This is a genomic window from Pseudoalteromonas marina, assembly GCF_000238335.3.
In the GTDB taxonomy this organism is placed as follows: domain Bacteria; phylum Pseudomonadota; class Gammaproteobacteria; order Enterobacterales; family Alteromonadaceae; genus Pseudoalteromonas; species Pseudoalteromonas marina.
The window spans coordinates 390118-415849 of the sequence record NZ_AHCB03000012.1 but is presented as its reverse complement, the minus strand read 5'-3'; the positions used below and the strand labels follow the sequence as shown (position 1 = coordinate 415849).

The window sequence follows — 25732 nt, the reverse complement described above, 5'->3', positions numbered from 1 at the left end:
TAATTAAGCGACTTGATCTGTTATGTCTGCAATTTGAATCAGCTTGCGATTCAAAATCTTCTTAGTACAACCACAGCATTTTCCGCATTGGCTGCCGACGTTAAGCTCTTTTGCCAACTCACGCATAGTTGTTGCACCATCATCAATTGTTTGTTCAATTTTTTTATCTGTCACACCGTGACATAGACAAATATACATGATTACAAACCACTCTAATTACTTTCGATATAGTTATATTAATCTAAATAGTAATAGTTATCAATAATTTTTAGAGCGTTATTTGAATTTTATTTTAAATCCAATTATAACTTTAGGGTAACCTTTCATACAAAAATTGGTAACTCATTGTTCCCCTAATCTTTTGTCAATTTTATTTAGTATCGCCATTGATTCAAATTGATAGATTGCTCATTAAGATTTAATAATTAGTGAATATAGATTAGTTCATTTGAGAGTTGACTAATAAAACTTTCACTCAAAAGTGTGCACTAATACAATATAAATCACTTGCATAAAACTAGTGACTACTCAGTTAGGCTCTTTTTGAAAAAATAGAGTGTGATTTAACACTCAACAAATTTACTTTAAGGAAGCGGCCCCCTGAAGCTAAACCCTATTTTTGCAATAACAGCCTTTAGTATCTGCTACGAGTAATTTTGAGTTAAACCCAGCAAATAAGTTAGTCATAGCCGTTTCTACAAAACCACTGCCCTGTGAGCAAGCCAATCCTTCGGATAGTGGCCCTGCATAAACAAACTCGCCATTCTTATCAATAATTACAGCGGCTGGCGTAGCTGGAATAACGTGATGTAACTCAGCTGAATAAGGATGCTCGATAATATTAAAGCCTTTTTCGTCAGCAAACCGTTTAAGTGAGGTAATATGTGCTTTAGCCTGCTTTGCGCAACCACAGTTTTGCTCTATGACAAGAACTAAAGATGCCTCGTGTATTTGCGTATTCAACCCTAGCTGCTTTTTAAAACTTAAAAACCAACCATCCTGTAATAGTACTCTGTCACTATCAAACGATTTTAGCTGGCCAACCTGAAAATATACTAAGCCTGATATAACGAATCCTAACCAGGCTAGTATTATAAACTTTAAAAAATGTGGGCTACTTAAATTTAGCAATTGATTGCTCAAGTACATCAATACTGACGTCGATTAACTGAACTTTGTCGGTGAGTTGCTTAACGATATTGGAATCTTCGTACTGGTTTTGGCGCATTTGGTCTGTGCTGTTAGCAATTTGTTCTGTATTACCAGCTTGCTCTGAAACAACTTGTGCAACCGAACTAGTACTACTCGATACCGCTTTTATCTGTTCACTCATTGCTGAAATATTCTCTTTCATTGCAGTGCTTATTTCAGTTAAATCAACAACAAAGCTCACGCACTGAGTCATTGATTGAGTAGATGTTTTACTATTTGTAACAAGGTCTTTAAGAGTCAGGCCTATTTTGTCAGTAGTTGCTTTACTATGGTTTGCCAATGATCGTACTTCATCCGCTACAACTGCAAAGCCCCTTCCGTGCTCGCCAGCCCTGGCGGCTTCAATGGCTGCGTTAAGCGCAAGTAAATTTGTTTGCTCAGCAATCCCAGATATTTCGTTTAATAAGCTTGAGATGACATCGCCGGCAGCAACGAGTTGATTAATTTGCTCTTCTGTATGATTTAACAAATTCAGTAGCTCTCTGCTTTTACTGTCGGTCTGCAATACGTCGTCTAAAGCCCCTTTAGCAGATTGTGTGATGCTATCTACTTGTGTTTTCAACACTTCGCTTTCTTGCTCTACTAATTTGAAACCATGCGCAACTTGAGCACCCGAATTAGCTATATCATCTGTTTGCTGAGTTCGCTGATGTGCACCATTCGCTAGTTGATCATGAACTTGTATTAATTCACCGGAATTGGTTTTTAGAGAATACGATTGAGTTTTAACTTGTTTAATAACGTCCGATAAGTAATCGAGCAAGGTGTTAAAACCAACAACGGCTTCACTTTGCGTGTAATCGGCTCTAAGAGATAGTTTGATGTGCTCAGAGTTTTCCATGATTTGCTCAGTTGCTGAGCTAAGTGATGTTCCAGCCCGGCGCTCTCTCTCTAAAGTAATTGCTATATAACCTACAACAAGCACTTCAACTATTGCATAAGCTGCATGAATAATCACAGTACTAAAAGCAAGCCTATCAGGGTCAAAAACATAAAAGCCCGTATTTTGGGTTTGTAAGTAGTAGAAAGAAAGGTGATGGACCGCGACAAACAAGATAGCTGTAATAAAAACGCGCCACTGAACAAAAACAATTAAAATAGGCATTAATATAAAAATTTCAAAATGCACTTCAATTAAGCCAAATGCTTGCTGTATGTGCAAAAAAGAAAACATCATAATTGCAGCAGCAACTATGTGGGGTGTAATAGGGTTATTTTCTTGAGTTTTAAGTAGCCATATTGGAAGTAAACACAACGGTAAACCAACTATTAATGCTTGAGTTAACGTACCAAAATAAAGGCCTAATCCTATAGATTCGACGAATAAGATGACAAAAATAACTGTTAATAAACGACTAACACTAGACATAAAGACCCTAACTTTTAATTTTGCTAATACATTTAACTTAGTACAAATACAGCCAAATAGTACCGATATTATCAATGAATAATTTAAAATTTAATAATAATAAACATTTAATTTACACTATATACAAGTAACCTATTTAATTATAGGTAATATTTTCTTAAACGTAGGCGTAGCTGCAGTTTTTGTCCATTGAAATATAATAATTTCTGCACATGAAATTACCGCTCCGCCATGCTTTAGCTGTTCTATTGCGATACTTTTATGCTCAGCATTACGAGAGCCTATTGCATCTGTTACTAAAACCACTTCAAATCCATTTTTTAATAAATCAATACACGTTTGTAAAACACACACGTGCGCCTCAGTGCCCACTACAACAATCGTTTTTTTGTTAAAACTAATTAACTTATCTAAGAAGCCAGCTTCTTCACAAGCACTAAAATGCACCTTGCCAAAGTACGTAGCCCGCGGTAAAACCGATTTAATTTTGTTATCGGTTTCTCCTAATCCTTGGACGTACTGCTCTGAGATCAGAGTCGGTATGTCGTGCACGTAAGATGCCTGCGCTAATTTTAGCGTATTTTTTAAAAGACTTTGAAAATCACTAATCATGGGGGAAAGTCGCTCTTGAATATCTATGATCAGTAAAAGACTATCTTTGGCTTGTATGTTTGTTAAAACCATTTTAAGACCTCCCTAAAACCCTTAAATAGTGTTAAATATTAGTTCATTGCATTAAATTTGCACTGACAAAATACGTTTATTTTTTGTAAAACAAAATAAAAACTGTGCTATATTTAACACTTAGCTGTATAGAGCAGTACCTGTTTTGGAGATCGGTCATCAGTGCCAATAAGTAAATTATCCCTTTTTGTTTTATTTATAATGTTGTGTATGACCAATGCATTTGCATCGCAAAATTATGCCCAACAGTTACAACGCCTTTCTACCGATGAAGGCCTCTCACAAAATTACGTTGTAAAAATACAAGAAGATGAGATTGGCTACATTTGGATTGCTACGCAACAAGGACTAAATAGGTTTGATGGCTATAATGTTGAAACATTCGACGGTGGTTTTGACCTAGACAAACATTACATTTTTACAGTACTAAAAACACAAGACGGTAAGTTACTTGTTTCTACTGATATAGCTGGTGCATACCTAATAGACCCGCAAACTTTAAAAACAGAAAAAATCTACTCAGGACAGCTCGATAAAGAAAAACAAATTTATTCACCTGTTTCAGCAATGGCCGAAAAAAACGAACTTTATTACTTAGCAATTGATAACCAAATACTCACTTACAATAAAATCACTGGAGCTTTCACACAAACAGCGGCTTTACCCAAAAAAACGTCGTATATACGTGCTCTAACACTACACAATAATACACTTTTCATTGGTGCCAATGATGGGCTATTCACGTTCAACCTTGTTAGTAATCAGCTTACAGAAATACCGCTTCACCCTGTCGAAAAAACAACAATAGACAACATCAATGTAAAGTTTTTACAGGTAGATAAAGAGCTTGGCCTTCTAGTTGGCACGGTAGAAGGGCTGTATAAATTCGCATTTTCAGAAGATAACCTTGTACTCAGCTCTAAAATAACGACGCTTATTCCCGATCTTAATATCTGGGATTACATTAATTCTGAGCAGGGTGAGTTTGTAGCAACAGAAAAAGGATTATTTAGTTTTAGCCGAATAAACGGCGAAATAGAGTTCATATTAAATTATGAAAAAAGTAAATTTAATATAAACGATAACTCAATTGACGATTTAACAATAAGCCAAACAGGAGTACTTTGGTTATCATCAAGAAGCCAAGGGGTATTCACGTGGCCCATTAATACAAGACGATTTAAAAATATTAAGTTGCCCGTCAATAATACTATAAACAAAATTCACGAAGACGAAGATAATACTATATGGTTTGGCACAAACGATGGCCTAGCTCAATACAACCCTAAAACAAAAACCACGCGTACTTTTTTAAACTCAACTGACGCAAAAGCAGTGTTTGGTTCGTCAGCAATTTATGATATTTTTGCTTCCTCTCTTGGAAACAACCAATATTTATGGCTATATTCTTACAATGGTTTTGAGTTGTTTGATAAAAATAGTAAGCAATTAGTATCAAATTTAAGTACTAATAACGATATACTTACTCAACCAACTGTTTTTGGTTTTGCCAAAATTGGCACTCATCAATATGCATTTGCAAACGACAAAAACTTTTACCTATTTAACGAAAAAACGGGTGATATAAGGGTTGTTAAAGGACTTAAAAACTTTCTAGACCCGGTATATGCCTATGTGTTCCTTCCGCCAATAGAAACACACCCAAATGAACTTTTAATTAGTATGACCAACAGCCTATATAGGTATAACGAGTCAACACAAAGCTTAACCCAAATATTTGAGTCATCAAAGAATAGAGACGACATCTATTACACTGTAGATAGTTATTACCTTGACTTAAAAAGAAATGTTTTATGGCTTGCAACTACTCATGAAGGCTTAATTGGCATAGACCCACAAAGCTATGAACGTAAACATTCTCTGGGGCTTAAAAGTTCTTTAAATTCTAATTCAATTTTGTCTTTAGTGCCTGATGAAAATGATTACCTGTGGGCAAGCTCTGAGAATGGGCTCTACAAGGTAAACCTCAATACACTTAATGTTACAAGTTTTTCTGTTAAAGATGGTTTAAGCACCAATAAATTTACAGACTACACACAAAGAAAATTGAATAATGGGCAAATAATATTGGGTAGTAATGCAGGCGCGCTGCTTTTTAATCCTGCTGATTTTAATACAAAAGCAACAACTAAAAAACATAAATTAGCAATTACAGATGTCAGTCTATTGACAAGAGAATTACCTTTTTCACCTCTTGCATACAGTAATCAACCACTCAAATTGAGCCATGATGATATGGGGTTAACGGTAAGCTTTTCTGACTTTTCTTACCCAGATACAAATAAAACGTTATATGATGTGGTTCTTGATGGCCCAACATCACTTACCTATGACAACTTAAAATCAAATCAGGTGTTTTTTACTAAACTTCAACCAGGAAGCTACACTCTAACCATAAACGCTCATTTTAAAGATGGTGTAATTAAAGCCCAACCAGTTAAGCTGAGCATGAATGTAGCCTATGCCCCTTGGAAGTCACCCTTTGCGATATTCACCTATATTATAGTTATGTTAAGTCTCTTCGCTTTATTTTTCTGGCAATACCGTAGCCGCCAAAATGTTATTCAACAAGCGCATACAGACACTATAAATTCGAAAAAACAAACAGAGCTCGCTCTTAAAAATAATAAAAGTGGAATATGGGATTTTCGATTTGAAGATGGTTCTGTAAATACCTTACGCGGCATAGAACTGGGTTATGAGAACCTTGAAGAACGAGTATCGATAGAGCTGTTTTATTCTATTATACACCCTGACGATAAGCGTCGATTTGAAACCAAATGGCAAAGCTTTATAAGCAAAAAAAGTAAAAATAAAAATTGGCAATTAACATATCGTCTCCGCCATAAAAATGGGCAGTGGTTGTGGTATCAAGACACTGGCCAAATAATTTTTGACACTCAAACAGGCAAACCTTTGTATGTATCTGGTATTTATACCAATATTACAGAGCAGCGTGCCAATGAAGAACAAGCCAAAATACTAGGTGAAGCATTTAGCCAAATAAACGATTGGTTACTGATTTTAGACGATCATTTAATGCCATTTTCAGCAAATAATAGTTTTATAAGAACGTTCTCTGATTCAGAGGAATTTACAAATATTAGCCCGAAACTATTTATAAAGTCTATTGGTAAAGAAAACTGTAAAGAGTTCGCAAAAATACTTAAAAAATTGCAACCAACTGAAAACTGGCATATTGATACGTTAATAAAAACAGCTAAAAGCAGTAAGCACCCAGTGCATATTAATGTGACTGCTGTAGCAAAAAGTACAACAGAAGTAAGCTACTATGTAATTGTTATTTCTGACCTAACAGAGCAAAAAAGAGCTGAAAATGAGCTGCGTTATTTAGCCAATTACGACGCACTAACAAAACTGCCAAATCGTAGTTTAATGTATCAAGAAATTGAGGAAGCCATTAAACAAGCCGAAAGTTCAAACACACATTGCGCACTCTTATTTATAGATTTAGATAAGTTTAAGCCAGTAAATGACTCTTTTGGTCATGCTGTAGGTGACAAGCTTCTTTGTAATATTACTGAACGGGTGAATAATATTCTTAACGAAAATGCACAGCTTGGCCGCCAAAGTGGAGATGAGTTTTTAGTTCTTATTAAAAATGTAGAATCTCAGGACTCATTAAAAGAAACAGTTATGCTAATTAGTAAAGAATTAGCAAATAAAGTGATGATTGAAGACTTTGCGATTAATATTTCTGCCAGTATAGGCGTTGCTTTGTACCCATTTGATGCAATAACAACCGACATTTTAATTCGTAACGCAGACGTCGCTATGATGCAAGCAAAGCAAAATGGCAGGAATGGTTTTAGCTTCTTTAGCGATGAAATGAACGAACAAATAAAACAAAAGCTAATGCTCGAAAATGATTTAAAAGATGCAGTAAAAGCCGACTTATTTTTTAATCATTATCAGCCAATTGTTGATATTGAAGCAAGAACAATAAATGGTGTAGAGCTACTAATGCGCTGGAAAAACAAAGAGCAATTTGTTTCACCCGCAGTGTTTATTCCAATTTCAGAAGAAACCGGTTTAATCGAGCGCTTAACTGAGTTAGCCCTTAAACGCGCACTTATTGAATTAGCGCCACTACTGAATGACAATCCATTATTTTATATTTCCTTAAACCTATCACCAAAACATATTTTAAAGGAGAATATAACCGAACGTTTACAATGCATACTAGCAGACGCGGGTATTCTGCCAAAGCAACTGAGGCTCGAAATTACAGAGACTATATTGCTTGAAGATAAACTGAAAGCTGCTAAGCAGTTACAAAAATTAAAAGCAGCAGGATTTAAATTATTGCTTGATGACTTTGGTACAGGCTATTCATCGCTGACTTACTTAAGCCAATTCCCAATTAACGTTATAAAGATAGATCAAAGTTTTGTAAATAGTATTGGTGAGGACAAAGGAGACGAGTCAATTATTAAAACTATTATTTCTTTAGCTGAAAATTTGAACCTATATTGTATTGCTGAAGGAGTCGAAAACCGCCAACAAATGGAGTTTTTATCGAATGAAGGGTGTCATATACTTCAAGGTTATTACTTTGCAAAACCAATGAGCGCCGAAGCGCTTAATGAAAATAGTTGCTTTAGCAGAATTATTGAGCTTATTTGAAGCAACTAACATGGTATATAAACCCTCCCCCCCCACTAACACTAAGTTCTAGTGACCTTTGTGGGTTAGTGTTTGTTAAAACTTAAAGCGGTTTAATCGCAGCACCGGGTTGGCTACTACTCCTGCACTACTCTTCAGCCTTTACACTGTGTAACATAAAACCAAAGCCAAGCAACAAGAAGTAAACTGCCCCGGGAGATTCCTTTGGGGCCGCGTCTGCTTGCATTAATTATGCGTTATCAACTATTTGTGAAGGTACACACCTTATGTGCACTGTCTTGCCTAAGCACCATGTAGGCCGTTGGAATTTAACTTTGAAAGGTTAATAAACTCTAGTGAATATGATGGCATTCATGGCTTTCAATTTGCAGTACGCTACTCGTTACTCTAAACCTTTCAGCAAGCAGATTTTCCACCTTTAAGCGACATGCTTCGTCATGCTTTTCAATAGTACAGTGCTTTTTGAGTACCACATGAGCCCCCACGACTAGGCCATCGTAATTACGTGTTACAGTTACATTATGTACATTATGTACGTGTTCTATGCTTGTGATTTCGCTTTCAATATCTGCTACCTTAGGAAGTTTTGCTTTATTTAAACGCAAACCTTTAATACAACTTATAATTACTTTAATGCCCGTAAACAATACAAACGACGCTATAAGCATACTCGATAAAATATCGATGACCTCAAGGCCTGTGAAATATATTAATACACCAGCAACAAAAGTGGACACAGTAGAAATCAAATCAAAAAACGAATGTAAGAACACGGCATAAACATTAATGCTTGCTTTTCGTCCCTTGTATAACACCCAAGCAGCGGCACCGTGGAACAAAAAGCCCAGCCCCGCAATTACCGACATTAAGTAACTATTTATCTCAAGTTCGTTACCTTCATGCTGATGAATAAATCGCTCCCCACCTTCATATAGAATCACCAAACTAATTGCGAGATATAAAATGCCATTAATAAGCCCACCCATTAACTCAGCCCGTTGATAGCCATCATTGAAAGTTTTAGCTAAGTGAATAGCAAAACTTGAAGCAATTAAGGCAATAAATAGCGAACTATTATGCACAAACAAATGTCCTGCATCAGCTAATACAGCAAGCGAATTAGCATAATACGCGCCAATTACTTGTATGATCATAAATGAGCATGTTATTGCAAGCGCAATGAGTAAGCGCCTACGAGAAGCTTGGTGTGTTGTAATTTCGGTCATGAAATACTTGGGTTACCTATACTTAAAATGCAAGTAAGCCGCTAAAGGCTCACTGAAGAAAGGAGTAATGATATACAGTATCAATTATAATGCGTGACTCACATAAACGCACTAAAAAAGTTAGTAATATCAACAAAACTGTACTAAAACTATATTATAAGAATAAAAATCAATCGGATATGTCCTATCTTTTATAGAAAATGAGGTAACTTAAACGTTGAACTCGATTAAAGAGATCTGGAGTACATTAAAGTGTCTCCCTTTTGCTGTTTTGGTCCACGACTCAAAAACACGCAACTACAAAGCAAACGAATCCGCGTTAAACCTGTTTAATTTAAAGCAGCATTCTGACTTGAATGAAAATCACTTTAGTCACATAAAGCTAATAAGCCCTTTAAGTAAAAAAACTTTATTATTACAGAACCTTTTTGATGTTTATCTTATACCTAATGTTCAAAATAAAGTGGTGCTTGAAGTAGATCAAACAGCCTTCTTACTGAACATTAAATTTGCCAATATTACCGAGACCGTTTCAATGATCACCTTTGAAATAGAAAAACAAACAATTGATGAACAATATAATTTTGATGTTGTTATATCGAATATATCAGCCGATCTCATTGATATTCAGAACGATGATGTAGATAAACATATTAATTATGCATTAAAAGCAATTGGCACTGTATGCCATGCAGATCGCAGCTATTTATTTAAATTTAACGACGAAAACACACAAATGAGTAATACACATGAATGGGTAAATAAAGGCATAATGCCTTTTAAGGATTCGTTACAAAATATTCCTAAAAGCGAACTTCCCTACTTTTTTAAATTAATGAACGACACTTACCTTTTTAAAGTAAATGATATTGCGGATTTACCAGCCTCTGCAGGTGGTGAAAAAAAGGAATTTGAACTACAAAAAATCAAATCAGTAATGTGCATTGGCTTAAGCTACGAAAAAGAGCTTGTTGGTTTTATTGGTTGCGATTGTGTAGCAGTAAAACGTGAATGGACAAACCTTGATTTAATCAGAATAAAATTAGTGGGTGAAATACTAACCAACGCGTTCAAAAATATAAACTATAAACAAAAATTAGAACTTACTCAGCAGCAACTTATCACAGCCAATCAACAATTAAGTGAGCTGGTAAATACAGACGGCTTGACTAACATAGCTAATCGTCGATGCTTTGATCAAACTATAGATGACGAAATACAACGATGCGTTCGTTACCAACAACCCATTAGTTTACTTATTTGCGACATCGACTTTTTTAAAAAATACAACGATAGTTATGGTCATCAAAAAGGGGATGAGGCATTAAAACAAGTTGCTGAAACACTGCAAAATTTATGTAAGCGCCCCGGCGATCTAGCAGCTCGATATGGTGGTGAAGAATTTGCACTTATTTTACCCTGTACCAATACTGATAATGCATATTGCTTTTCCACTCTAATTCAAAAAGAAATAGCCAAGTTGGGCATAGAGCATAAATATTCAGAAGTAAGTGATATGCTTACTTTAAGTATTGGTTTTTATAGCCTAATTCCTAACACAAAAACAATAGCAGAAGACATTATTGCAAAAGCAGACGCTGCTCTTTATAACGCTAAAGAAACTGGTCGAAATAAAATTTCCGAGAGCCCCCCTCGATAATATGTACTTCTTAAGTGCCCACTTTTTGTAGGTAATTACATTGAAAAGTGGTAGTCTTTATTAGTTTAAAATTAAAACAACACACCATTTTATGATTAATTATTATAAGGAATATTTAAATGGATCCAGTGTCACAAATCCTCGATGTCGTATTTACCGTTGAGGCATTTTTACTCATATTTGTTATTGTGCTTCTAAAAAGCAGTGTTAAATTTGTCCCTCAAAATAGAGCTTGGCTAATTGAACGTTTTGGTAAATACCAATCAACCAAAGAAGCCGGCCTTAATTTTATTATTCCGTTTATCGATAGAATATCTGCCGACCGCAGCTTAAAAGAACAGGCCCAAGATGTTCCATCTCAATCAGCTATAACAAAAGATAACATCTCGTTAATTGTAGATGGCGTATTGTACTTTCGAGTATTAGACCCGTACAAAGCTACCTATGGTGTTGACGATTATACATTTGCAGTTGTTCAGCTTTCGCAAACAACAATGCGCTCAGAGCTTGGTAAAATGGAGCTAGATAAAACTTTTGAAGAGCGAGACTTACTAAACACAAATATCGTAGCTGCAATAAACCAGGCATCTGAGCCATGGGGTATTCAAGTACTGCGTTACGAAATTAAAGATATTGTGCCACCGAACTCGATTATGGAAGCTATGGAAGCACAAATGAAGGCTGAGCGTGTAAAACGTGCTCAAATTTTAGAGTCTGAAGGTGACCGTCAAGCAAATATAAATGTCGCTGAAGGTAAAAAGCAAGCACAAGTGCTTGCTGCAGAAGCAGATAAAGCTGAGCAAATTTTACGTGCGGAAGGTGAAGCTACCGCAATTACAACCGTCGCAAAAGCTCAAGCCAATGCACTATTAAAAGTCGGTGAAGCCGCTGATACAGAGCAAGGGCAAAAAGCGATTCAACTTGATTTAGCAACTAAAGCCATTTCGGCTAAAGAAGCCATTGCACGTGAATCATCTGTTGTTCTTCTCCCTGACAACGCAACAGATGCAAGCTCAATGGTTGCGCAAGGCATGGCAATCATTAATAGTTTAAACAAGCAAAATAAAGGTTAACACCTAAAGAGGTTTGTATGGATTTTATTATACAAAATTTACCACAAGCACTTATGGTGCTTGGTATAATTGCCTTAATAATAGAAGTAGCCGTGCTGGGTCTCTCTACTATTATTCTATTATTTTTTGGCTTATCACTACTGATAACTGGTTTTTCAATGAGCATAGGAATATTGCCTGACTCATTAACAACTGCACTATGGAGTAACACAGTGGTAACGGCTATTTTAGCCATTGGCCTGTGGAAACCTCTAAAAAAAATGCAAAACCGTGTGGATACAAAGCCCGTAACAAACGATTTTGCAGAGCTTACTTTTACCCTAGATGACGACGTTACCGATCAAGGGTTAACTACGTATAATTATTCAGGTATTAGCTGGAAATTAAAAAGTGAGCAAACAATTACTGCAGGCACTCGCGTATACGTTATGAAAAAAGATGTTGGCGTTATGTGGGTCAAACCAGTCTCCCAGTAACCTGTAAACAAATTATAAAATAACGGGTGGCTCTAGTTGCCCGTTTTTTATCCCGCTAATTTGAATTGTCGTCCCTTGTATATTTTGTAAGTCCTTATTAGACTCGCACACTGCTGAAGTCACAAATAGCAGCTCACCTTGTTTGCCGCCAAATGCTGTACATGTAGGATTGAGGTTATTTACTTTTATTGTATGAATTACTTCTGCATCAGGCGATAAACACATAATACAGCCCATTCCCCATACCGCTAACCACAAGTTACCAATACTGTCGATTACGCAACCATCGGGATCTACATCGGTGTTATTAAATTGATAGAATACCTTCGCCGTACCAGCAACTTCACCTGTATTAACATCAAGGTCAAGAAAGTAAATACAGCTTGTAAAAGAGTCACAATAGTAACCACGAGAGCGAGCTTTATCAAAACACAAACCATTAGGAATGGTTAAATCAGTCACAATGCAATCTAGCTTTTTATTGTAATAGCGGTATATCTTGCCCTGCCCTTTTTCGGCAGTCATATCCATTGTACTTAACCAAAAACCACCCCAGGGATCGGCACGCCCATCGTTTGAGCGCCTATTCGTGTCGCCACTTTCAAGTTCCGTAATTAACTGAGGTATTTTACGCTTTATATTGTAACGATAAATCCCAGATTCAGTTCCTAAAATTAAATGCTCTTTATCTTGCCAAGCTATAGCTGTCACTATAAAAGGCATTTCAACCGAGTAAGCATTTGCTGGTTTACCGAGTGAGCAACAAAATAACAGTTTTTTATTGATATCAACCCAGAAGAGTGTTTCCAACATTGGGTGCCATAGCGGACTTTCGCCAAGCTGATTTTGCGTATTATTAAATAAGGTGATTTTAAAATCGCTCATTTTAGAGTTTATTTACCTTGTAGGAGCAAACTATGACCTTGGTACAATTATTCGCAGTACAAGGCTCTTAAATTATCGGGCTCGAAAGCAACAACGGCTACATTATGCTGACTTAGGTTCGCGATATAATAACTATAACAATGTCAATTTATGCAAAAATATTGACGCGTATTATCCATCTTAATGTTGCAGTATCAGTAACCCGTTTAAGGTTTATTATTAACATAAGCTTGAAGCCTAACATTAACAAAAAATATAACTCAGTGCGATGGAATTACAGCCATAAAATTTCTAAAAATAGTATGCCGATTAATTAATATATTAACTACCAACATATTTATTAAATTAAATGTCTGATTTATTGCTTTTTTATTATTGAATTAACTTTTAATAGGAATGCAACTTATTGATAGTATGTGTTTTATAGCTCGCCCTCACTGGCCTTAGTTGGTAACATAAAGTCAGATTAAAAGGAGTTACAATTATGGCTAAAAATATAAAACATGCACTTGTAGTCGAAGGTGGCGCAATGCGCGGTATATTTGCTGCAGGCGTCCTTGATGAATTTTTATCACAAAATCATCAGCCCTTTGATTGTTACTTTGGCGTTTCTGCAGGAGCAACAAATGTAGCTGCATTCTTATGTAAGCAACCCATGCGAAACTACAAAGTGATAACAGATTATTCATGTAGGCCGGAGTTTATTAATCTGGCTCGGTTTTTAAAAGGTGGTCACTTATTTGACCTTGATTGGTTATGGGAAGAAACTATTCGTGAAATTCGTCTACAAACCGAAATATTTGAGCAAAACCCACAACCGTTTTATATTGTTACTACCGCTATAGATTCAGGTAAAGCCTATTATTTAGAAGCAACAAACGACAATATGGTTGAGCAATTAAAAGCATCCTGCGCAATTCCTATTGCATATCGTGATTACCCGATTATAAATAACACACCTATGACGGATGGTGGAGTTGCAGACTCTATTCCTGTTATCAAGGCGTATGAAATGGGGGCGCGCGAAATAACGGTTATCTTGTCACGTTCACGAGGGTACAAAAAAAAAGCGACAAAAACGTCTTGGCTCACTAAACAAATTTATAAGGGCTATCCTGCACTCATAAATGCAGCATTAAATAGAGCTGACGTTTATAATAAAAGTATCGATTTTATAGAAAACCCACCCAGCGATTGTATAGTTAATATTATTGCACCACCAAAGCACTTTAAAGTGGGCAGAACCACTAAATCGTTTAATATTTTAAATAAAGGATACCAAATGGGCATAACTGAAGCGCGTGCTCACTTGCAAGCACCCTAAAATAAACAATTAAAGAAAATACTTTAACCGCCGATATTAATTTAGTCAGGAGAAAAATATGAGTGAAAAAATAAATGACGATGCACTTCATGCTCTTAAAATAGCGTTTACATATATGCCAAAAGCTATTGAAGTGACTAAATATGAATATGGTGAGCGTTATCAAACGGTCCTTGATCATATAGAAGCCGTAAGAGAAACACTGCTGATAAACGATGTTGATCCAGAAGAAGTTGATGGAGATATCAACCCAGAGTACACACCTAACTCAACATACTAGATTATATAACGAGCACACAGATACGCTAAATCTATATTTTAATCAAATCGTGTTTTTATGTATTTAGTTGCCGAGATAGTAATAGCTTTTTATCACTTTTTAACGTTATTCTAAGCTTGCTAAATAAAGTTTTAAAAAATTAATACCATAGGGTTTTTCTATTGAATTTTCTTAGGCAATTTCACGACATAGTCTCTGATCAAAGTTTATCATTTGACAACAAAACGCAAAAGCTATTAACGTTTGGGCTTAACGTTTTTAATCTTGATTTAGCTATTATCAGTAAGGTTGAAGACCAGTGTTACACTGTTTTATATGCGGTTACCCCTAACAACGATCTTGCTATAGGTACACAATTTGACCTAGAAGGTACTTACTGCACACACACCCTCAAAGCAGGCTCAGCCCTCGCATTTCACAATGTATCTCAGAGCGAAATTGCAGACCACCCTTGCTTTGCTAATTTCCAACTGGAATCCTACATTGGTGCTCCTATTAAAATAGGTAATGAAGTGTTTGGAACCGTTAACTTTTCTTCTGCTGATTCATCGCCTGTTTTTACAGACCAAGCCTATGACTATATAGAATTATTTGCACAATGGTTAGGTGCGGAATTTGCCAGAAACCAAACAAAAGATCGCCTAATAAAAAATAGTAATAGCCTTGTTAAGCTTGAAAGCGTTGCGAATATAGGAACTTGGGAAGTTGATATTGCCCACAATAAAATTTATTGGAGCAAACAAACTAAGCTTATTCACGAAGTTGATGAAAACTATCAACCTATTATGGAAACAGCAATTAACTTCTATAAAGAGGGATCTAGCAGAGAAAATATTACCAAAGCAGTAGAGTTAGCCGTTAGCAAAGGCGAAAAGTGGAATTTAGACCTTGAAATTGTTACTGCAAAAAATAACAACATTTGGGTATCGACCTTTGGAGAAGCTGAATTTGAAGGCGACACCTGCGTAAGGTTATTTGGCACGTTTCAAGATGTAACAGAGTCGATGACTCTTCGTGAAGAACTTAAAAGCAAAAAAGCAGAGGCTGAACGCTTACTTTTTGATAGAAGCATGCTTTTTGCAAAAATTAGCCATGAACTCAGAACGCCACTCAATGGTATTACAGGCATGCTCACCAACTTGATAGATGAGCATGATGAACAAAAAAGAACAGAAAAAATTAAAGTTGCGCTACGCAGCTCAGACATATTATTGAACATTATTAATGAGGTTCTTGATTTCTCAAAAATTAATCATGGCGAGCTTAAGCTTGAACCAAACAATGTTTTATTAAAAACTGTTTTCACTGACCTTGTTTCACTTTATACCCCTTTATTTACTGAAAAGCGTGTCGCACTTGAAGTGAAAAATGAAATTAATGACGATTGCTGGGCCTTTTTCGACAACACACGCCTAAGCCAAATTACCTCCAATTTACTCAGTAATGCATTAAAGTTTACAGAAAAAGGTAGTGTAAAGCTGGACACGTTTTTAACCAATATTGACGAAGCTTTGTCACTCACTATTACCGTGACTGACTCAGGCAGAGGGATGACTCCTGAATTTCTTAAATCGCTATTTTCTCCATTTACGCAAGAAGTCGATGCTAAAAATACAAAAGGCGGTACAGGTCTAGGCTTAGCAATTGTAAAAGAACTTGTTCAGTACATGGGCGGTAAAATTGAAGTTACTAGCGAAATTAATAAAGGCTCTACATTTTCAGTTTATATCCCTATAACCCGAGGTGAAGAGCAAGCACTTGAAAATAAACCGCTCGCTAACATTGATTTAAACACAAGCGAGTTATCTGTGCTTGTTGTTGATGACAACGACATCAATAGATTAGTGCTTAACGCATCCCTAAATAAGCTTAATATACACCCCGACTTTGCGGTTGATGGTCAAGACGCTGTTTTAAAATGTAAGCAAAAGCCGTATGACCTTATTTTTATGGACTGTATTATGCCTATTTTGGACGGTTTTGAAGCAACTAAGCAGTTAAGAGAACAAAAAATTTGCCCTACTAATAAAACTTATATTGTTGCATTAACTGCTAATACATCGTCTCAAGACAAACTTGCCTGTAAACAAGCTGGCATGGATATGTTTATATCAAAACCTTTTAAAATGTACTCACTTGAGCTCGCTGTCGCATCAGCAATAAAAACCGTTAAACCAGAATTACATTAAATGTACCTGACAGTAAGTAAAAGGAAATAACAATGAAATTAATAGCTCGGACCATTTTGATTACTATTTTAGCTTTGTCACTTTATGTCGGTTATTCGTCACAGGATTGGCAGTCAATCATGGTAATTTTAATTGTTAGTGGCTTTTTGCTACTACTTACCTTTGTCACTGCAAACTCAAAACAAGGTGCAACCACATATAATACTAGTACAAGTTACTCTGATAATAATTGCAGCGGTTCAGATTCTGCCTGCGGTGGCGGTGGCGATTAACCTATTTATATATGATTAATTACGCCATAAAAAAGCCGCCTTTGGAGAGGGCGGCTTGGGTTAACAAACAGCGATGGGTGTACCTTGCTGTTATATCAAGAGAAGTTTTGCACGTTAAGCAGCTGTTTTGTCTTGCTCGCTTTCTTCGCTGTTGCGAATTAAGTAATCAAAAGCACCTAAACTTGCTGTTGCACCGCTGCCCATGGCAATAATAATTTGCTTAAATGGGGTATTTGTTGCATCACCTGCGCCATAAACACCCGGTAATGACGTAGCACCTTTTGCATCAATTAATATTTCACCAAATTTACTTAGCGCTAAGTCACTAATTTTTAACCACTCAGTGTTAGGAATTAAGCCTATTTGTACAAAAATACCCGCTAGAGTAAGTGCCTTGCTATCACCTGATACTCGGTCTGTGTACGTGAGTCCTGTTACCTTTTTACCATCGCCAAGTACTTCTGTAGTTTGGGCGTTTTTAATAATAGTAATATTATTTAAGCTTTTCGCTTTGCGAATAAGTACTTCATCGGCGCGAAGTGTATCTGCAAATTCAAGCACTGTTACGTGCTCAACAATGTTTGCTAAATCGATTGCCGCTTCAATACCTGAGTTACCACCACCAATCACTGCTACAGGCTTACCTTTAAACAAAGGGCCATCACAATGCGGGCAGTATGCTACACCGTGCCCACGGTACTCTTGCTCACCGGGTACGTTCATTTCACGCCAGCGTGCACCGGTTGCTAAAACAAGTGATTTAGCTTTTAAAGTAGCCCCGTTCTCAAGCGTAATTTCGTATTTGTTATTAACGCGTTCAAGTCCTGCAGCACGTTGGTTATGCATTACATCAACATCGTACTCTTTAACATGCTCTTCAAGCTGTGCAACAAGTTTTGGCCCTTCAGTGGCTTTAACAGAGATAAAGTTTTCAATCGCTAATGTGTCAGCAACTTGCCCACCAAAACGTTCAGCTACAACACCTGTATTTAAGCCTTTACGTGCAGAGTAAATAGCAGCTGAGGCACCCGCAGGTCCACCACCAACTACTAGTACGTCAAATTCATCTTTTTCACTTAGTGCAGCAGCTTGGCGTGCTGCACCTTTACTATCTACTTTGTTTAAAATGTCAGTTAGGCTTAATGCACCTTGGCTAAATGGTTCACCATTTAAATAAACAGCCGGTACAGCTAAAATGTTGCGCTCTTCTACTTCCTCTTGAAATAGTGCGCCATCAATCATGGTTGCTTTAATTTTGCTATTAGTCGCGGCCATTGTATTTAGCGCCTGCACTACTTGAGGGCACGTTTGGCAGCTCAAGCTAATGTAAATTTCAAAATTAAGTTCTTGATCAAGTGATTGTATCTGTTCAATGTCTTCGCTTTTTGCTTTACTTGCATGCCCGCCAGTATGTAAAAGCGCCAACACTAAACTTGTAAATTCGTGTCCCATCGGTACGCCTGCAAACGTAATATGGGTATTTTTAACCGGCGAATGTACAACCATAGACGGGCGACGTGCGCTGGTATCTGGGTTGTTAACTACCGTAAACTTATCGCTTAATGATGCTAAATCGTTTGCTAAGCCTTCTACTTCTGTTGATTTTTTGCTGTCATCCAAGGCAATAAGCAGCTCAACAGGTTGAGTAAGCGATTCGAAATGGCTTTTTAATTGATTTTTAATGTTGTTATCTAACATGGCTTAACCCTTTTTAGGAAAATTTAAACAGCAAGCCTCCCATGCCAATTAATGCATGTGCTTAATCATCAAATTGAGATAGGAGGCACCAATAAACGAATATTTATTGGTTTAAGGGCAGTTACCTGCCCTTATAGTTGAGGTAATCTATACTTAGATTTTACCAACTAGGTCTAGTGAAGGAGCAAGAGTGTCTTCACCCGGCTGCCAAGATGCAGGACAAACTTCACCGTCGTGAGTTGCAATGTATTGTGCAGCTTGTACTTTACGCACTAGCTCTTTAGCGCTACGGCCAATGCCTAAATCATGAGTTTCAATTACTTTAATTTCACCTTCAGGGTTCATTACAAACGTACCACGAAGTGCTAGGCCATCATCTTCAATCATAACGCCAAAGCTGCGAGTAATACGGCCTGTTGGGTCGCCAATCATCGGGAATTTAATTTTACCAATTGTGTCTGACGTATCGTGCCATGCTTTATGAGTAAAATGAGTATCAGTTGATACTGAGTAAACTTCTACACCCATTTCTTGTAGTTGCTCGTAGTAATCAGCAACATCGCCAAGTTCAGTAGGACATACAAATGTGAAATCTGCTGGGTAAAAGAAGAAGATTGACCACTTACCAAGTACATCTTTTTCAGATACTTCTACAAAATCACCATTGTGGTATGCAGTTGCGTTGAAAGGTTGAATTTTTGTGTTGATTAATGAAGTGCTCATAGTATTCCTCATTTATATTTAATGTATTAATTTAAGTTACCAAGCAAAGCGAGATTTTTTGGGCTAACCTTGCTGGCTTGATTAATACAGTAAGCCCATCGATAAATTAAATAAAATTGATTGTTTAGATTAAAACAATCGATTTTTAGGATGAAACTAAATAATAACTAGATTCGTAGTTAATTTATTGCAATTTATCGGTTTGCGCGCGTAAGGCTGATACAATTGCCTCGCTTACTATTAAAAACACCCAGGGCACACTGTTATGAACAAGTTTATCAATCACATCCAATTAGGCTATCTTGGCCTATTACCATTTCTAGCCTGTTTAGCGTGGCCGCTGATGCTCGGTAGTAACAGTGTTAACTTAGAGTTTTTTACGTTTTATAGCATTGCTATTCTTGCTTTTATGGCAGGTAATCTTTGGCATGCCGGCCAGCAAAACTATGCTGATGCAATAAAAGCGGTACTACCTGTTATTCCGGTACCATTTTTAGCATTTTTACCTGTTGAATGGGTTTTAGGGTGGTTATCGCTGAGTTTTTGGCTTGTTCTACTTTTTGAAAAATCAACATCACAGTGGCAAACCTACGACAAAGACTATCAAAAAATGCGCTTTGTGCTGACGTCGGTCGTGTTTGTATGCCACATATTTTTTATTGGTATGAGTATTTACCCTAAATAGTAGCTATTACCTTAAATATTGCGCGGTAATAATGTACCATCCGCGCACAGCTATTTGAGGACTCACCATGATTGACCAATTACGCCAGCAGCTTGACGAGCTTGGCGAAAACTATGTAGAAAAAAACGCCGCTTTCAAAATCAAGGTCATTCCATTTTTTTGCGCTATTAGCATTAAAAAAGATCACAAAAATGAAAACCGCCTCAACTTTTATTCAAATCAACTTATTGAGATATTTTTAGTTGTTTTGCTCATATTATTTGGCGTAACGTTATATAAAGCGGACGGTGGGTTTACAGATGGCCCACTGCATTTTGCATTTGCAATTGTAATCACTTTTAACTTAATTATTAAGCAAATAGCCATCGAAGGCCTAAAAACAAGGCTTGCTTTTGAGCGTTTAAATTCGGCAAATAAGCAACTTCAAAACGTTAATAAGCAAAACACGTAGCAAAGTATGTACTTAAACCCTAATTGGCGAATACTTACTGTTGGCGATGGCGACCTATCGTTTTCTCAAGCGATTTTTGAGCACGTAAAACCAAATAAGTTAGTCGCCTCAACTTACGATAGCGCACAAACCATAGAACAAAAATACCCTGATAACGCTTTAAAAAAATTGCGTGAAAGCAGTGTCAACGTTCTTAATAATTTTGATGTAACGAGCAAAGCGTGTTGGCAAGCATTAAAAAGTAACAACCAATACTTTGATGTAGTCATTTTTCAGTTCCCACTTATTCCTGCATTTGTAGGTAAAGAGGCGTTTGAAGCTAGCACTCGTCAGTCAAGTATGAACGTTTTAAACAGAGCCCTATTACATCAATTTATTAAATATGCCACTGAGTTTGCGTTAAACCCAAATGGCCCAATGCTTTGCTTTATAACCTCTAAAGATGTAAAACCTTATCGTGAATGGAACATAGAAGGCAGCTTAAACGAACGCTTAAGCAGCACATATTGCGGCCAAATGCCATTTGATATAACACGTTTTTCGGGATATAAAATTCGTAATGTTGACCGTGACAAACACGTCAAAGACACCAGCGGGATCACGTATGTATTTAGCCCAAAAAGTAGCACCTTAGAACCCCAACTAGCCAAACAATTAACCAAACCCAGCTACTTAACATCAAACCATTGCGCGCTTTGCCGAGTTGGACCGTTCATCGCAGAAGAAGACCAAGCAAAACATTTTAAAGCTAAAAAGCACTTACAAATGTTACGCCTAGAATCTGATTGGCAACACTGGTTAAACACCTTTTACAGCTAACTATTGGCTGCCTTAATTAAGTCAGCCGCTTTTTCTGCAATCGCTATAACAGGGGCATTAGTGTTACCTGTGACAATTGTGGGCATTATCGACGCGTCAACAACACGTAAATTATTAACGCCATGCACTTTTAACTTGCTGTCAACAACCGACATCTCGTCTTTACCCATTTTACATGTCCCAACGGGGTGATATTCAGTGTCAGCTGTTTCACGAATAAACTCGATTAGCTGCTGATCATTATTTATATCGAGTGGATAAACCATATCTGCACGTATTTCATCAAAGGCTGGGCTATTCATTATTGCGAGTGTTTTTTTCAAACCCAACAACATTATGTTTAAGTCATCTTGATGGCTTAAATAATTAGGATCAATCAGTGGTGCTGTATGGGAGCCATTGTTTGCAAGCTTGATAGTCCCTCTACTTTTAGGTCGCATAATACTGCTATGAATACTGTACCCATGCCCATAATGCAACTTGCGACTATGATCGTCTACTAGCCCAATTACAAATTCGAGTTGAACATCAGGTGCCGGCGAATCTTTAAATAATTTAATAAACGCATGAGACTCCGCAAAGTTACTTGTTAAACATCCGTTTCGTTTACTAAACCAATCTGCAACCCCTTTGGTAACTTGAAGCGCACCTTTTGGGCTTATACCAAACGTACCGGCACTATTATTGGCTTTAAAAAGTGGAACCACTGTTAGATGGTCTTGTAAATTTTCACCAACGCCTTCTAACACAACCTTCACATCAATATTATGTAATTTTAATTGCTCTTTTGGTCCAATCCCCGACAACATTAAAATTTGCGGCGAATTAATAGCCCCCGCACTCAAAATCACCTCTTTATTAGCCGTTAACTCTATTTGCTGCTTGTTACGTGTTATTTGCACTCCTTGCGCAGTTTTATTTTTTATATTTATTTTTTTAACGTGGCAATGTGTGAATACGGTTAGGTTATCCCTATTTAAATTAGGTGTTAAATACGCTTTCGCTGCACTACAACGTTCTCCTTTATGCTGTGTAACCTGCGACAAACGTGCACCACTTTGTTCTTTACCGTTAATATCATCATTTAGCGGTACCCCTTGTTCAGCGCAAGCATTTAAAAAATACTGATTAACAGAACTTGGCGTATTTAGCTCTTGTACATAAAGCGGTCCATCAACTCCATGCAATGGGTTATTTATAAATGCACTGTTGTTTTCAGCTTTTATAAAATAGGGCAACATGCTTTTATAATCCCAGCCCATGTTCCCCTGCTTTTCCCACTCATCATAATCGTGTTTATTACCTCGAATATAAACCATTGCATTGATTGAGCTTGAACCACCGAGCACTTTACCCCTTGGCATAAAACCGCACCGATTGTTAAGTGCTTTTTGGGGTACTGTATTATAGTGCCAACTGTTAATACCATAAGGCACGCTGGCAGCAACTCCAGCTGGCATTTGAACAAGAGCGCTTTTATCACCCCCGCCGGCTTCAATTAAACACACACTCACATTTTTATCTTCAGATAAACGCGAAGCAATAACACACCCAGCACTACCTGCCCCTATAACAATGTAATCAAATGTTGTGCTCTGCATGTGAGCCCTTATGAAAAATTAATACCTTATTAATACTGCATAGAAAAACACATCAAAACTTGATATTTTTAGACACCAAGTTGCTGGAGTAATGCATGAAAAATTTTATTAAGGCCACATCACTACAAGGGATAGACTCGCTTGTTAAGAGCTTAGGCGCTGACATATCACAAATAATGACACAGCTTGGCCTTAACATTTGCTTTAATAACTTAGAGCAACAATACTTGCCCTATAGTACTTACGCCGAACTCCTTGAATATTGTGCACATACGCTCAACTGCCCAAGCTTTGGGCTGCAACTAGCCAATAAGCAGAGCTTTGATATACTTGGCCCTATTGCTATAGCAGCAAAAAGTAGCACTAATTTAGGTGACGCCCTCAACTGGGTTATTAAATATTTGCACCTACACACTCCCGCTCTAAGCTTAACTATTCATCCGTTAGAGGCTGATAAAACACTCTTTTTATCATTTCAAATAAACTTAACCCCATTACCTAAAACAACCCAGGTTTTAGAACTAACTATCGGCCTCGCCATGGGAGTAATAAAAAAAATAAGTAATAACACCTGTAAACCACAATCGGTATTCTTACCTCAAAAGCAACTTGCTAATACCCGCGCATATAACACTTACTTTGGCTGCAAAGTCACGCACAATAGAAATAGTGCCGGTATTGTTATTTTAAAAACAGATTTAGCATTATCAATTGCACAACCCCAGCACGATAAAGTACCTGCCGCGCTGCAGTTTTTAGCTCAAAGCGAACAGCAAAATCAATCCCTGCCAACTCAAGTAAGCGCGTTAATTAGGCCCATGTTGCCAATATATCAATGCACAAACGAAACCATAGCTACAGCGCTGGGTATGCACCCAAGAACATTGCACAGAGAGTTAAATAAACACAACACAAGCTTTGTAAAACTAAAAGACTCAACCCGGCGCTCATTAGCTGCGCACTATTTGGCGCAAAACCATTACAGTATTTCAACCATCTCAGAGCTATTAGGTTATCAAGAACAAGCAACACTTAGCGCCAGTGTAAAACGTTGGTTTGGTTATTCTCCGCAAGCATACAGAGCTAAAAAAATGATAAACTTAAATAAACATAATTCTAAGGAATGAGTATGAACTTTGTAATTGTAGGTACTAATTTTATCAGCGACACATTACTTGACGCTGCTAATACCCTCGCTGATTTTAATTTATACGGGGTTTGCTCTCGCGCGCTTTCAAGCGGCGAAGCATTTTTAGCAAAGCACCCGCAAAATACACATGCAAAAACGTTTACCAGTATTGAACAAGTTTGCCAAGACGAATGCGTTGACGCAGTTTATATAGCCGCGCCCAACAGCTTGCACAAACAGTATGCGGTTATGTGTTTAAACGCAGGTAAACATGTACTCGGTGAAAAGCCGTCCGCAGCCAATAGCCAAGAACTAAAAGAAATCATAGCCACCGCTAAGCAAAACCAGTGCTTATACATGGAAGCAATGATGACCACCCATTTACCTAACTTCACATTGTTAAAGCAAGCACTTAGCAGAATAGGCACTCCTCGAAAGTACATAGGTCAATACAGTCAATATTCATCTCGTTACGATAAGTACAAAAATGGGGAGCGCCCTAACACCTTTTTACCTGAATTTGCCAACGGTGCTTTGGTCGATTTAGGTATATACCCTCTTTACTTGTTAATTGCACTTTGGGGCGCGCCGCAAAGTGTAAATGCAAGTGGCGTAATACTAGATACCGGTGTTGATGGCGCAGGCGATGTACTGCTTAATTACTCAAATAAGCAAGCTGTGATTAGCTACTCAAAAATATCGCAAGGCGACAACATAACAGAAATACAAGGTGAACTAGGCAGAATGCGTATTGAAGCCGTATCGCAACTCAAAAAAGTAGAGTTTATTGCTAACAATGGCAAATCAGAAATTATATCTGAACAATTTGATGAGCATTTTATGAAGTTTGAAGTTGCTCACTTTATGCAACTCATAGAAAAACAACAGTGGGAATCTGATGTAAACACCTTCGCGTTGTCATTAGATGTTATGAATGTACTTGACGAAGCTCGTAAACAATTAGGTGTGATTTACCCTAACGATAAAACACATTAATTAAGCCTATAACTGGATTAGCTGTATATGGGCGTTAACCAACGACAGTTAACGCCCATGGGGAAATGCAAATCACTATACTAACTACACACTTTTACTTACGCACATTACAACAACGATCCCCATCCGTGGGCAATCAATTTGATATAATGACCTAAAGTATTTACCAATTACTGACTGACAATAGAGCTATTACTCAATCTTAATCAGAAAACAGCCATTGCTCATTTTATCGGTGTAAATCCAAACTAACACACAAAAACATAACCAATCAAGCTGGCCAATTGTTTAATTTTAAACTAAATTGGTATT

General features: G+C 37.1%; 22 protein-coding genes. 13 read left to right on the top strand and 9 right to left on the bottom strand.

Annotation, left to right across the window (positions count from 1 at the left end):
• Nucleotides 1-3 precede the first annotated feature (3 nt).
• The 4 genes from PMAN_RS17700 to PMAN_RS17685 all read right to left on the bottom strand — a co-directional run bounded on the left by PMAN_RS17700 (nt 4) and on the right by PMAN_RS17685 (nt 3265).
• Nucleotides 4-198, bottom strand: a complete 195-nt coding sequence (locus PMAN_RS17700; protein ID WP_006791629.1) for a (2Fe-2S)-binding protein — start codon at nt 196-198, stop codon at nt 4-6.
• Between the two features lie 408 nt (nt 199-606).
• Nucleotides 607-1149, bottom strand: a complete 543-nt coding sequence (locus tag PMAN_RS17695) for a DUF6436 domain-containing protein (RefSeq protein ID WP_010556779.1) — start codon at nt 1147-1149, stop codon at nt 607-609.
• Nucleotides 1115-2581, bottom strand: a complete 1467-nt coding sequence (locus PMAN_RS17690) for a methyl-accepting chemotaxis protein (protein WP_010556780.1) — start codon at nt 2579-2581, stop codon at nt 1115-1117. The genes PMAN_RS17695 and PMAN_RS17690 overlap by 35 nt, the downstream gene beginning before the upstream one ends.
• 132 nt (nt 2582-2713) lie before the next feature.
• Complete coding sequence (locus PMAN_RS17685) at nt 2714-3265, bottom strand: isochorismatase family protein (protein ID WP_010556781.1); 552 nt, start codon at nt 3263-3265, stop codon at nt 2714-2716.
• Between the two features lie 210 nt (nt 3266-3475).
• On the opposite strand from PMAN_RS17685, the gene PMAN_RS17680 reads away from it, so the two are divergent.
• Nucleotides 3476-7933 carry an EAL domain-containing protein gene (locus PMAN_RS17680; protein ID WP_010556782.1) on the top strand — a complete coding sequence of 1486 codons (4458 nt, stop codon included), beginning with the start codon at nt 3476-3478 and terminating at the stop codon, nt 7931-7933.
• A 332-nt stretch (nt 7934-8265) separates the two neighbouring features.
• Here the strand turns inward: PMAN_RS17680 and PMAN_RS17675 are convergent, their stop codons facing one another.
• The gene (locus PMAN_RS17675; RefSeq protein WP_010556783.1) at nt 8266-9159 is read right to left on the bottom strand and encodes a cation diffusion facilitator family transporter; all 894 of its coding nucleotides are present in this window, start codon (nt 9157-9159) and stop codon (nt 8266-8268) included.
• A gap of 217 nt (nt 9160-9376) precedes the next feature.
• Here PMAN_RS17675 and PMAN_RS17670 point away from each other — a divergent pair, with 217 nt between their 5' ends.
• The 3 genes from PMAN_RS17670 to PMAN_RS17660 all read left to right on the top strand — a co-directional run bounded on the left by PMAN_RS17670 (nt 9377) and on the right by PMAN_RS17660 (nt 12368).
• Nucleotides 9377-10819: a sensor domain-containing diguanylate cyclase gene (locus PMAN_RS17670; protein ID WP_010556784.1), complete on the top strand. Its 1443-nt coding sequence runs from the start codon at nt 9377-9379 to the stop codon at nt 10817-10819.
• A gap of 119 nt (nt 10820-10938) precedes the next feature.
• Nucleotides 10939-11892, top strand: a complete 954-nt coding sequence (locus PMAN_RS17665) for an SPFH domain-containing protein (RefSeq protein WP_010556785.1) — start codon at nt 10939-10941, stop codon at nt 11890-11892.
• A 17-nt stretch (nt 11893-11909) separates the two neighbouring features.
• Entirely contained in the window at nt 11910-12368 is a 459-nt protein-coding gene (locus tag PMAN_RS17660) for an NfeD family protein (protein ID WP_010556786.1), read from the top strand.
• 12 nt (nt 12369-12380) lie between these two features.
• Here the strand turns inward: PMAN_RS17660 and PMAN_RS17655 are convergent, their stop codons facing one another.
• Nucleotides 12381-13253: an SMP-30/gluconolactonase/LRE family protein gene (locus tag PMAN_RS17655; protein WP_010556787.1), complete on the bottom strand. Its 873-nt coding sequence runs from the start codon at nt 13251-13253 to the stop codon at nt 12381-12383.
• Nucleotides 13254-13737: 484 nt separating this feature from the next.
• On the opposite strand from PMAN_RS17655, the gene PMAN_RS17650 reads away from it, so the two are divergent.
• From PMAN_RS17650 to PMAN_RS17635, 4 genes are all read left to right on the top strand, one after another.
• Complete coding sequence (locus tag PMAN_RS17650; RefSeq protein ID WP_008129729.1) at nt 13738-14577, top strand: patatin-like phospholipase family protein; 840 nt, start codon at nt 13738-13740, stop codon at nt 14575-14577.
• A gap of 58 nt (nt 14578-14635) precedes the next feature.
• Entirely contained in the window at nt 14636-14857 is a 222-nt protein-coding gene (locus PMAN_RS17645; protein ID WP_006791618.1) for a hypothetical protein, read from the top strand.
• A 161-nt stretch (nt 14858-15018) separates the two neighbouring features.
• Nucleotides 15019-17046: a hybrid sensor histidine kinase/response regulator gene (locus tag PMAN_RS17640; RefSeq protein WP_010556788.1), complete on the top strand. Its 2028-nt coding sequence runs from the start codon at nt 15019-15021 to the stop codon at nt 17044-17046.
• Nucleotides 17047-17078: 32 nt separating this feature from the next.
• A complete protein-coding gene (locus PMAN_RS17635) occupies nt 17079-17318 on the top strand; it encodes a hypothetical protein (protein ID WP_010556789.1) in 240 nt (79 codons plus the stop codon).
• Nucleotides 17319-17432: 114 nt separating this feature from the next.
• Here the strand turns inward: PMAN_RS17635 and ahpF are convergent, their stop codons facing one another.
• Both ahpF and ahpC read right to left on the bottom strand, forming a co-directional pair.
• Entirely contained in the window at nt 17433-19016 is a 1584-nt protein-coding gene (gene ahpF / locus PMAN_RS17630; protein ID WP_010556790.1) for an alkyl hydroperoxide reductase subunit F, read from the bottom strand.
• A gap of 153 nt (nt 19017-19169) precedes the next feature.
• The gene (gene ahpC / locus PMAN_RS17625; protein WP_004587118.1) at nt 19170-19739 is read right to left on the bottom strand and encodes an alkyl hydroperoxide reductase subunit C; all 570 of its coding nucleotides are present in this window, start codon (nt 19737-19739) and stop codon (nt 19170-19172) included.
• A gap of 265 nt (nt 19740-20004) precedes the next feature.
• Between ahpC and PMAN_RS17620 the strand changes: the two genes are divergently transcribed.
• The 3 genes from PMAN_RS17620 (at nt 20005) to PMAN_RS17610 (ending at nt 21694) form a co-directional block, all read left to right on the top strand.
• Nucleotides 20005-20424, top strand: coding sequence for a DUF3429 domain-containing protein (locus PMAN_RS17620; RefSeq protein ID WP_010556791.1), 420 nt, complete (start codon nt 20005-20007; stop codon nt 20422-20424).
• A 67-nt stretch (nt 20425-20491) separates the two neighbouring features.
• Nucleotides 20492-20875: a hypothetical protein gene (locus tag PMAN_RS17615; RefSeq protein WP_010556792.1), complete on the top strand. Its 384-nt coding sequence runs from the start codon at nt 20492-20494 to the stop codon at nt 20873-20875.
• Nucleotides 20876-20881: 6 nt separating this feature from the next.
• A complete protein-coding gene (locus tag PMAN_RS17610; protein WP_010556793.1) occupies nt 20882-21694 on the top strand; it encodes a class I SAM-dependent methyltransferase in 813 nt (270 codons plus the stop codon).
• Here PMAN_RS17610 and PMAN_RS17605 read toward each other — a convergent pair.
• Nucleotides 21691-23295, bottom strand: coding sequence for a GMC family oxidoreductase (locus PMAN_RS17605; protein WP_010556794.1), 1605 nt, complete (start codon nt 23293-23295; stop codon nt 21691-21693). The genes PMAN_RS17610 and PMAN_RS17605 overlap by 4 nt on opposite strands.
• A gap of 95 nt (nt 23296-23390) precedes the next feature.
• Here PMAN_RS17605 and PMAN_RS17600 point away from each other — a divergent pair, with 95 nt between their 5' ends.
• Nucleotides 23391-24422: an AraC family transcriptional regulator gene (locus PMAN_RS17600; RefSeq protein WP_010556795.1), complete on the top strand. Its 1032-nt coding sequence runs from the start codon at nt 23391-23393 to the stop codon at nt 24420-24422.
• Nucleotides 24423-24424: 2 nt separating this feature from the next.
• Complete coding sequence (locus PMAN_RS17595) at nt 24425-25420, top strand: Gfo/Idh/MocA family protein (RefSeq protein ID WP_010556796.1); 996 nt, start codon at nt 24425-24427, stop codon at nt 25418-25420.
• Nucleotides 25421-25732: the final 312 nt, after the last annotated feature.

Coding starts and splice junctions, on each gene's coding strand:
- PMAN_RS17700 (WP_006791629.1), bottom strand. CDS start 198: ATGTATATTTGTCTATGTCACGGTGTGACAGATAAAAAAATTGAACAA.
- PMAN_RS17695 (WP_010556779.1), bottom strand. CDS start 1,149: ATGTACTTGAGCAATCAATTGCTAAATTTAAGTAGCCCACATTTTTTA.
- PMAN_RS17690 (WP_010556780.1), bottom strand. CDS start 2,581: ATGTCTAGTGTTAGTCGTTTATTAACAGTTATTTTTGTCATCTTATTC.
- PMAN_RS17685 (WP_010556781.1), bottom strand. CDS start 3,265: ATGGTTTTAACAAACATACAAGCCAAAGATAGTCTTTTACTGATCATA.
- PMAN_RS17680 (WP_010556782.1), top strand. CDS start 3,476: ATGACCAATGCATTTGCATCGCAAAATTATGCCCAACAGTTACAACGC.
- PMAN_RS17675 (WP_010556783.1), bottom strand. CDS start 9,159: ATGACCGAAATTACAACACACCAAGCTTCTCGTAGGCGCTTACTCATT.
- PMAN_RS17665 (WP_010556785.1), top strand. CDS start 10,939: ATGGATCCAGTGTCACAAATCCTCGATGTCGTATTTACCGTTGAGGCA.
- PMAN_RS17660 (WP_010556786.1), top strand. CDS start 11,910: ATGGATTTTATTATACAAAATTTACCACAAGCACTTATGGTGCTTGGT.
- PMAN_RS17655 (WP_010556787.1), bottom strand. CDS start 13,253: ATGAGCGATTTTAAAATCACCTTATTTAATAATACGCAAAATCAGCTT.
- PMAN_RS17650 (WP_008129729.1), top strand. CDS start 13,738: ATGGCTAAAAATATAAAACATGCACTTGTAGTCGAAGGTGGCGCAATG.
- PMAN_RS17645 (WP_006791618.1), top strand. CDS start 14,636: ATGAGTGAAAAAATAAATGACGATGCACTTCATGCTCTTAAAATAGCG.
- PMAN_RS17635 (WP_010556789.1), top strand. CDS start 17,079: ATGAAATTAATAGCTCGGACCATTTTGATTACTATTTTAGCTTTGTCA.
- ahpF (WP_010556790.1), bottom strand. CDS start 19,016: ATGTTAGATAACAACATTAAAAATCAATTAAAAAGCCATTTCGAATCG.
- ahpC (WP_004587118.1), bottom strand. CDS start 19,739: ATGAGCACTTCATTAATCAACACAAAAATTCAACCTTTCAACGCAACT.
- PMAN_RS17620 (WP_010556791.1), top strand. CDS start 20,005: ATGAACAAGTTTATCAATCACATCCAATTAGGCTATCTTGGCCTATTA.
- PMAN_RS17615 (WP_010556792.1), top strand. CDS start 20,492: ATGATTGACCAATTACGCCAGCAGCTTGACGAGCTTGGCGAAAACTAT.
- PMAN_RS17610 (WP_010556793.1), top strand. CDS start 20,882: ATGTACTTAAACCCTAATTGGCGAATACTTACTGTTGGCGATGGCGAC.
- PMAN_RS17605 (WP_010556794.1), bottom strand. CDS start 23,295: ATGCAGAGCACAACATTTGATTACATTGTTATAGGGGCAGGTAGTGCT.
- PMAN_RS17600 (WP_010556795.1), top strand. CDS start 23,391: ATGAAAAATTTTATTAAGGCCACATCACTACAAGGGATAGACTCGCTT.
- PMAN_RS17595 (WP_010556796.1), top strand. CDS start 24,425: ATGAACTTTGTAATTGTAGGTACTAATTTTATCAGCGACACATTACTT.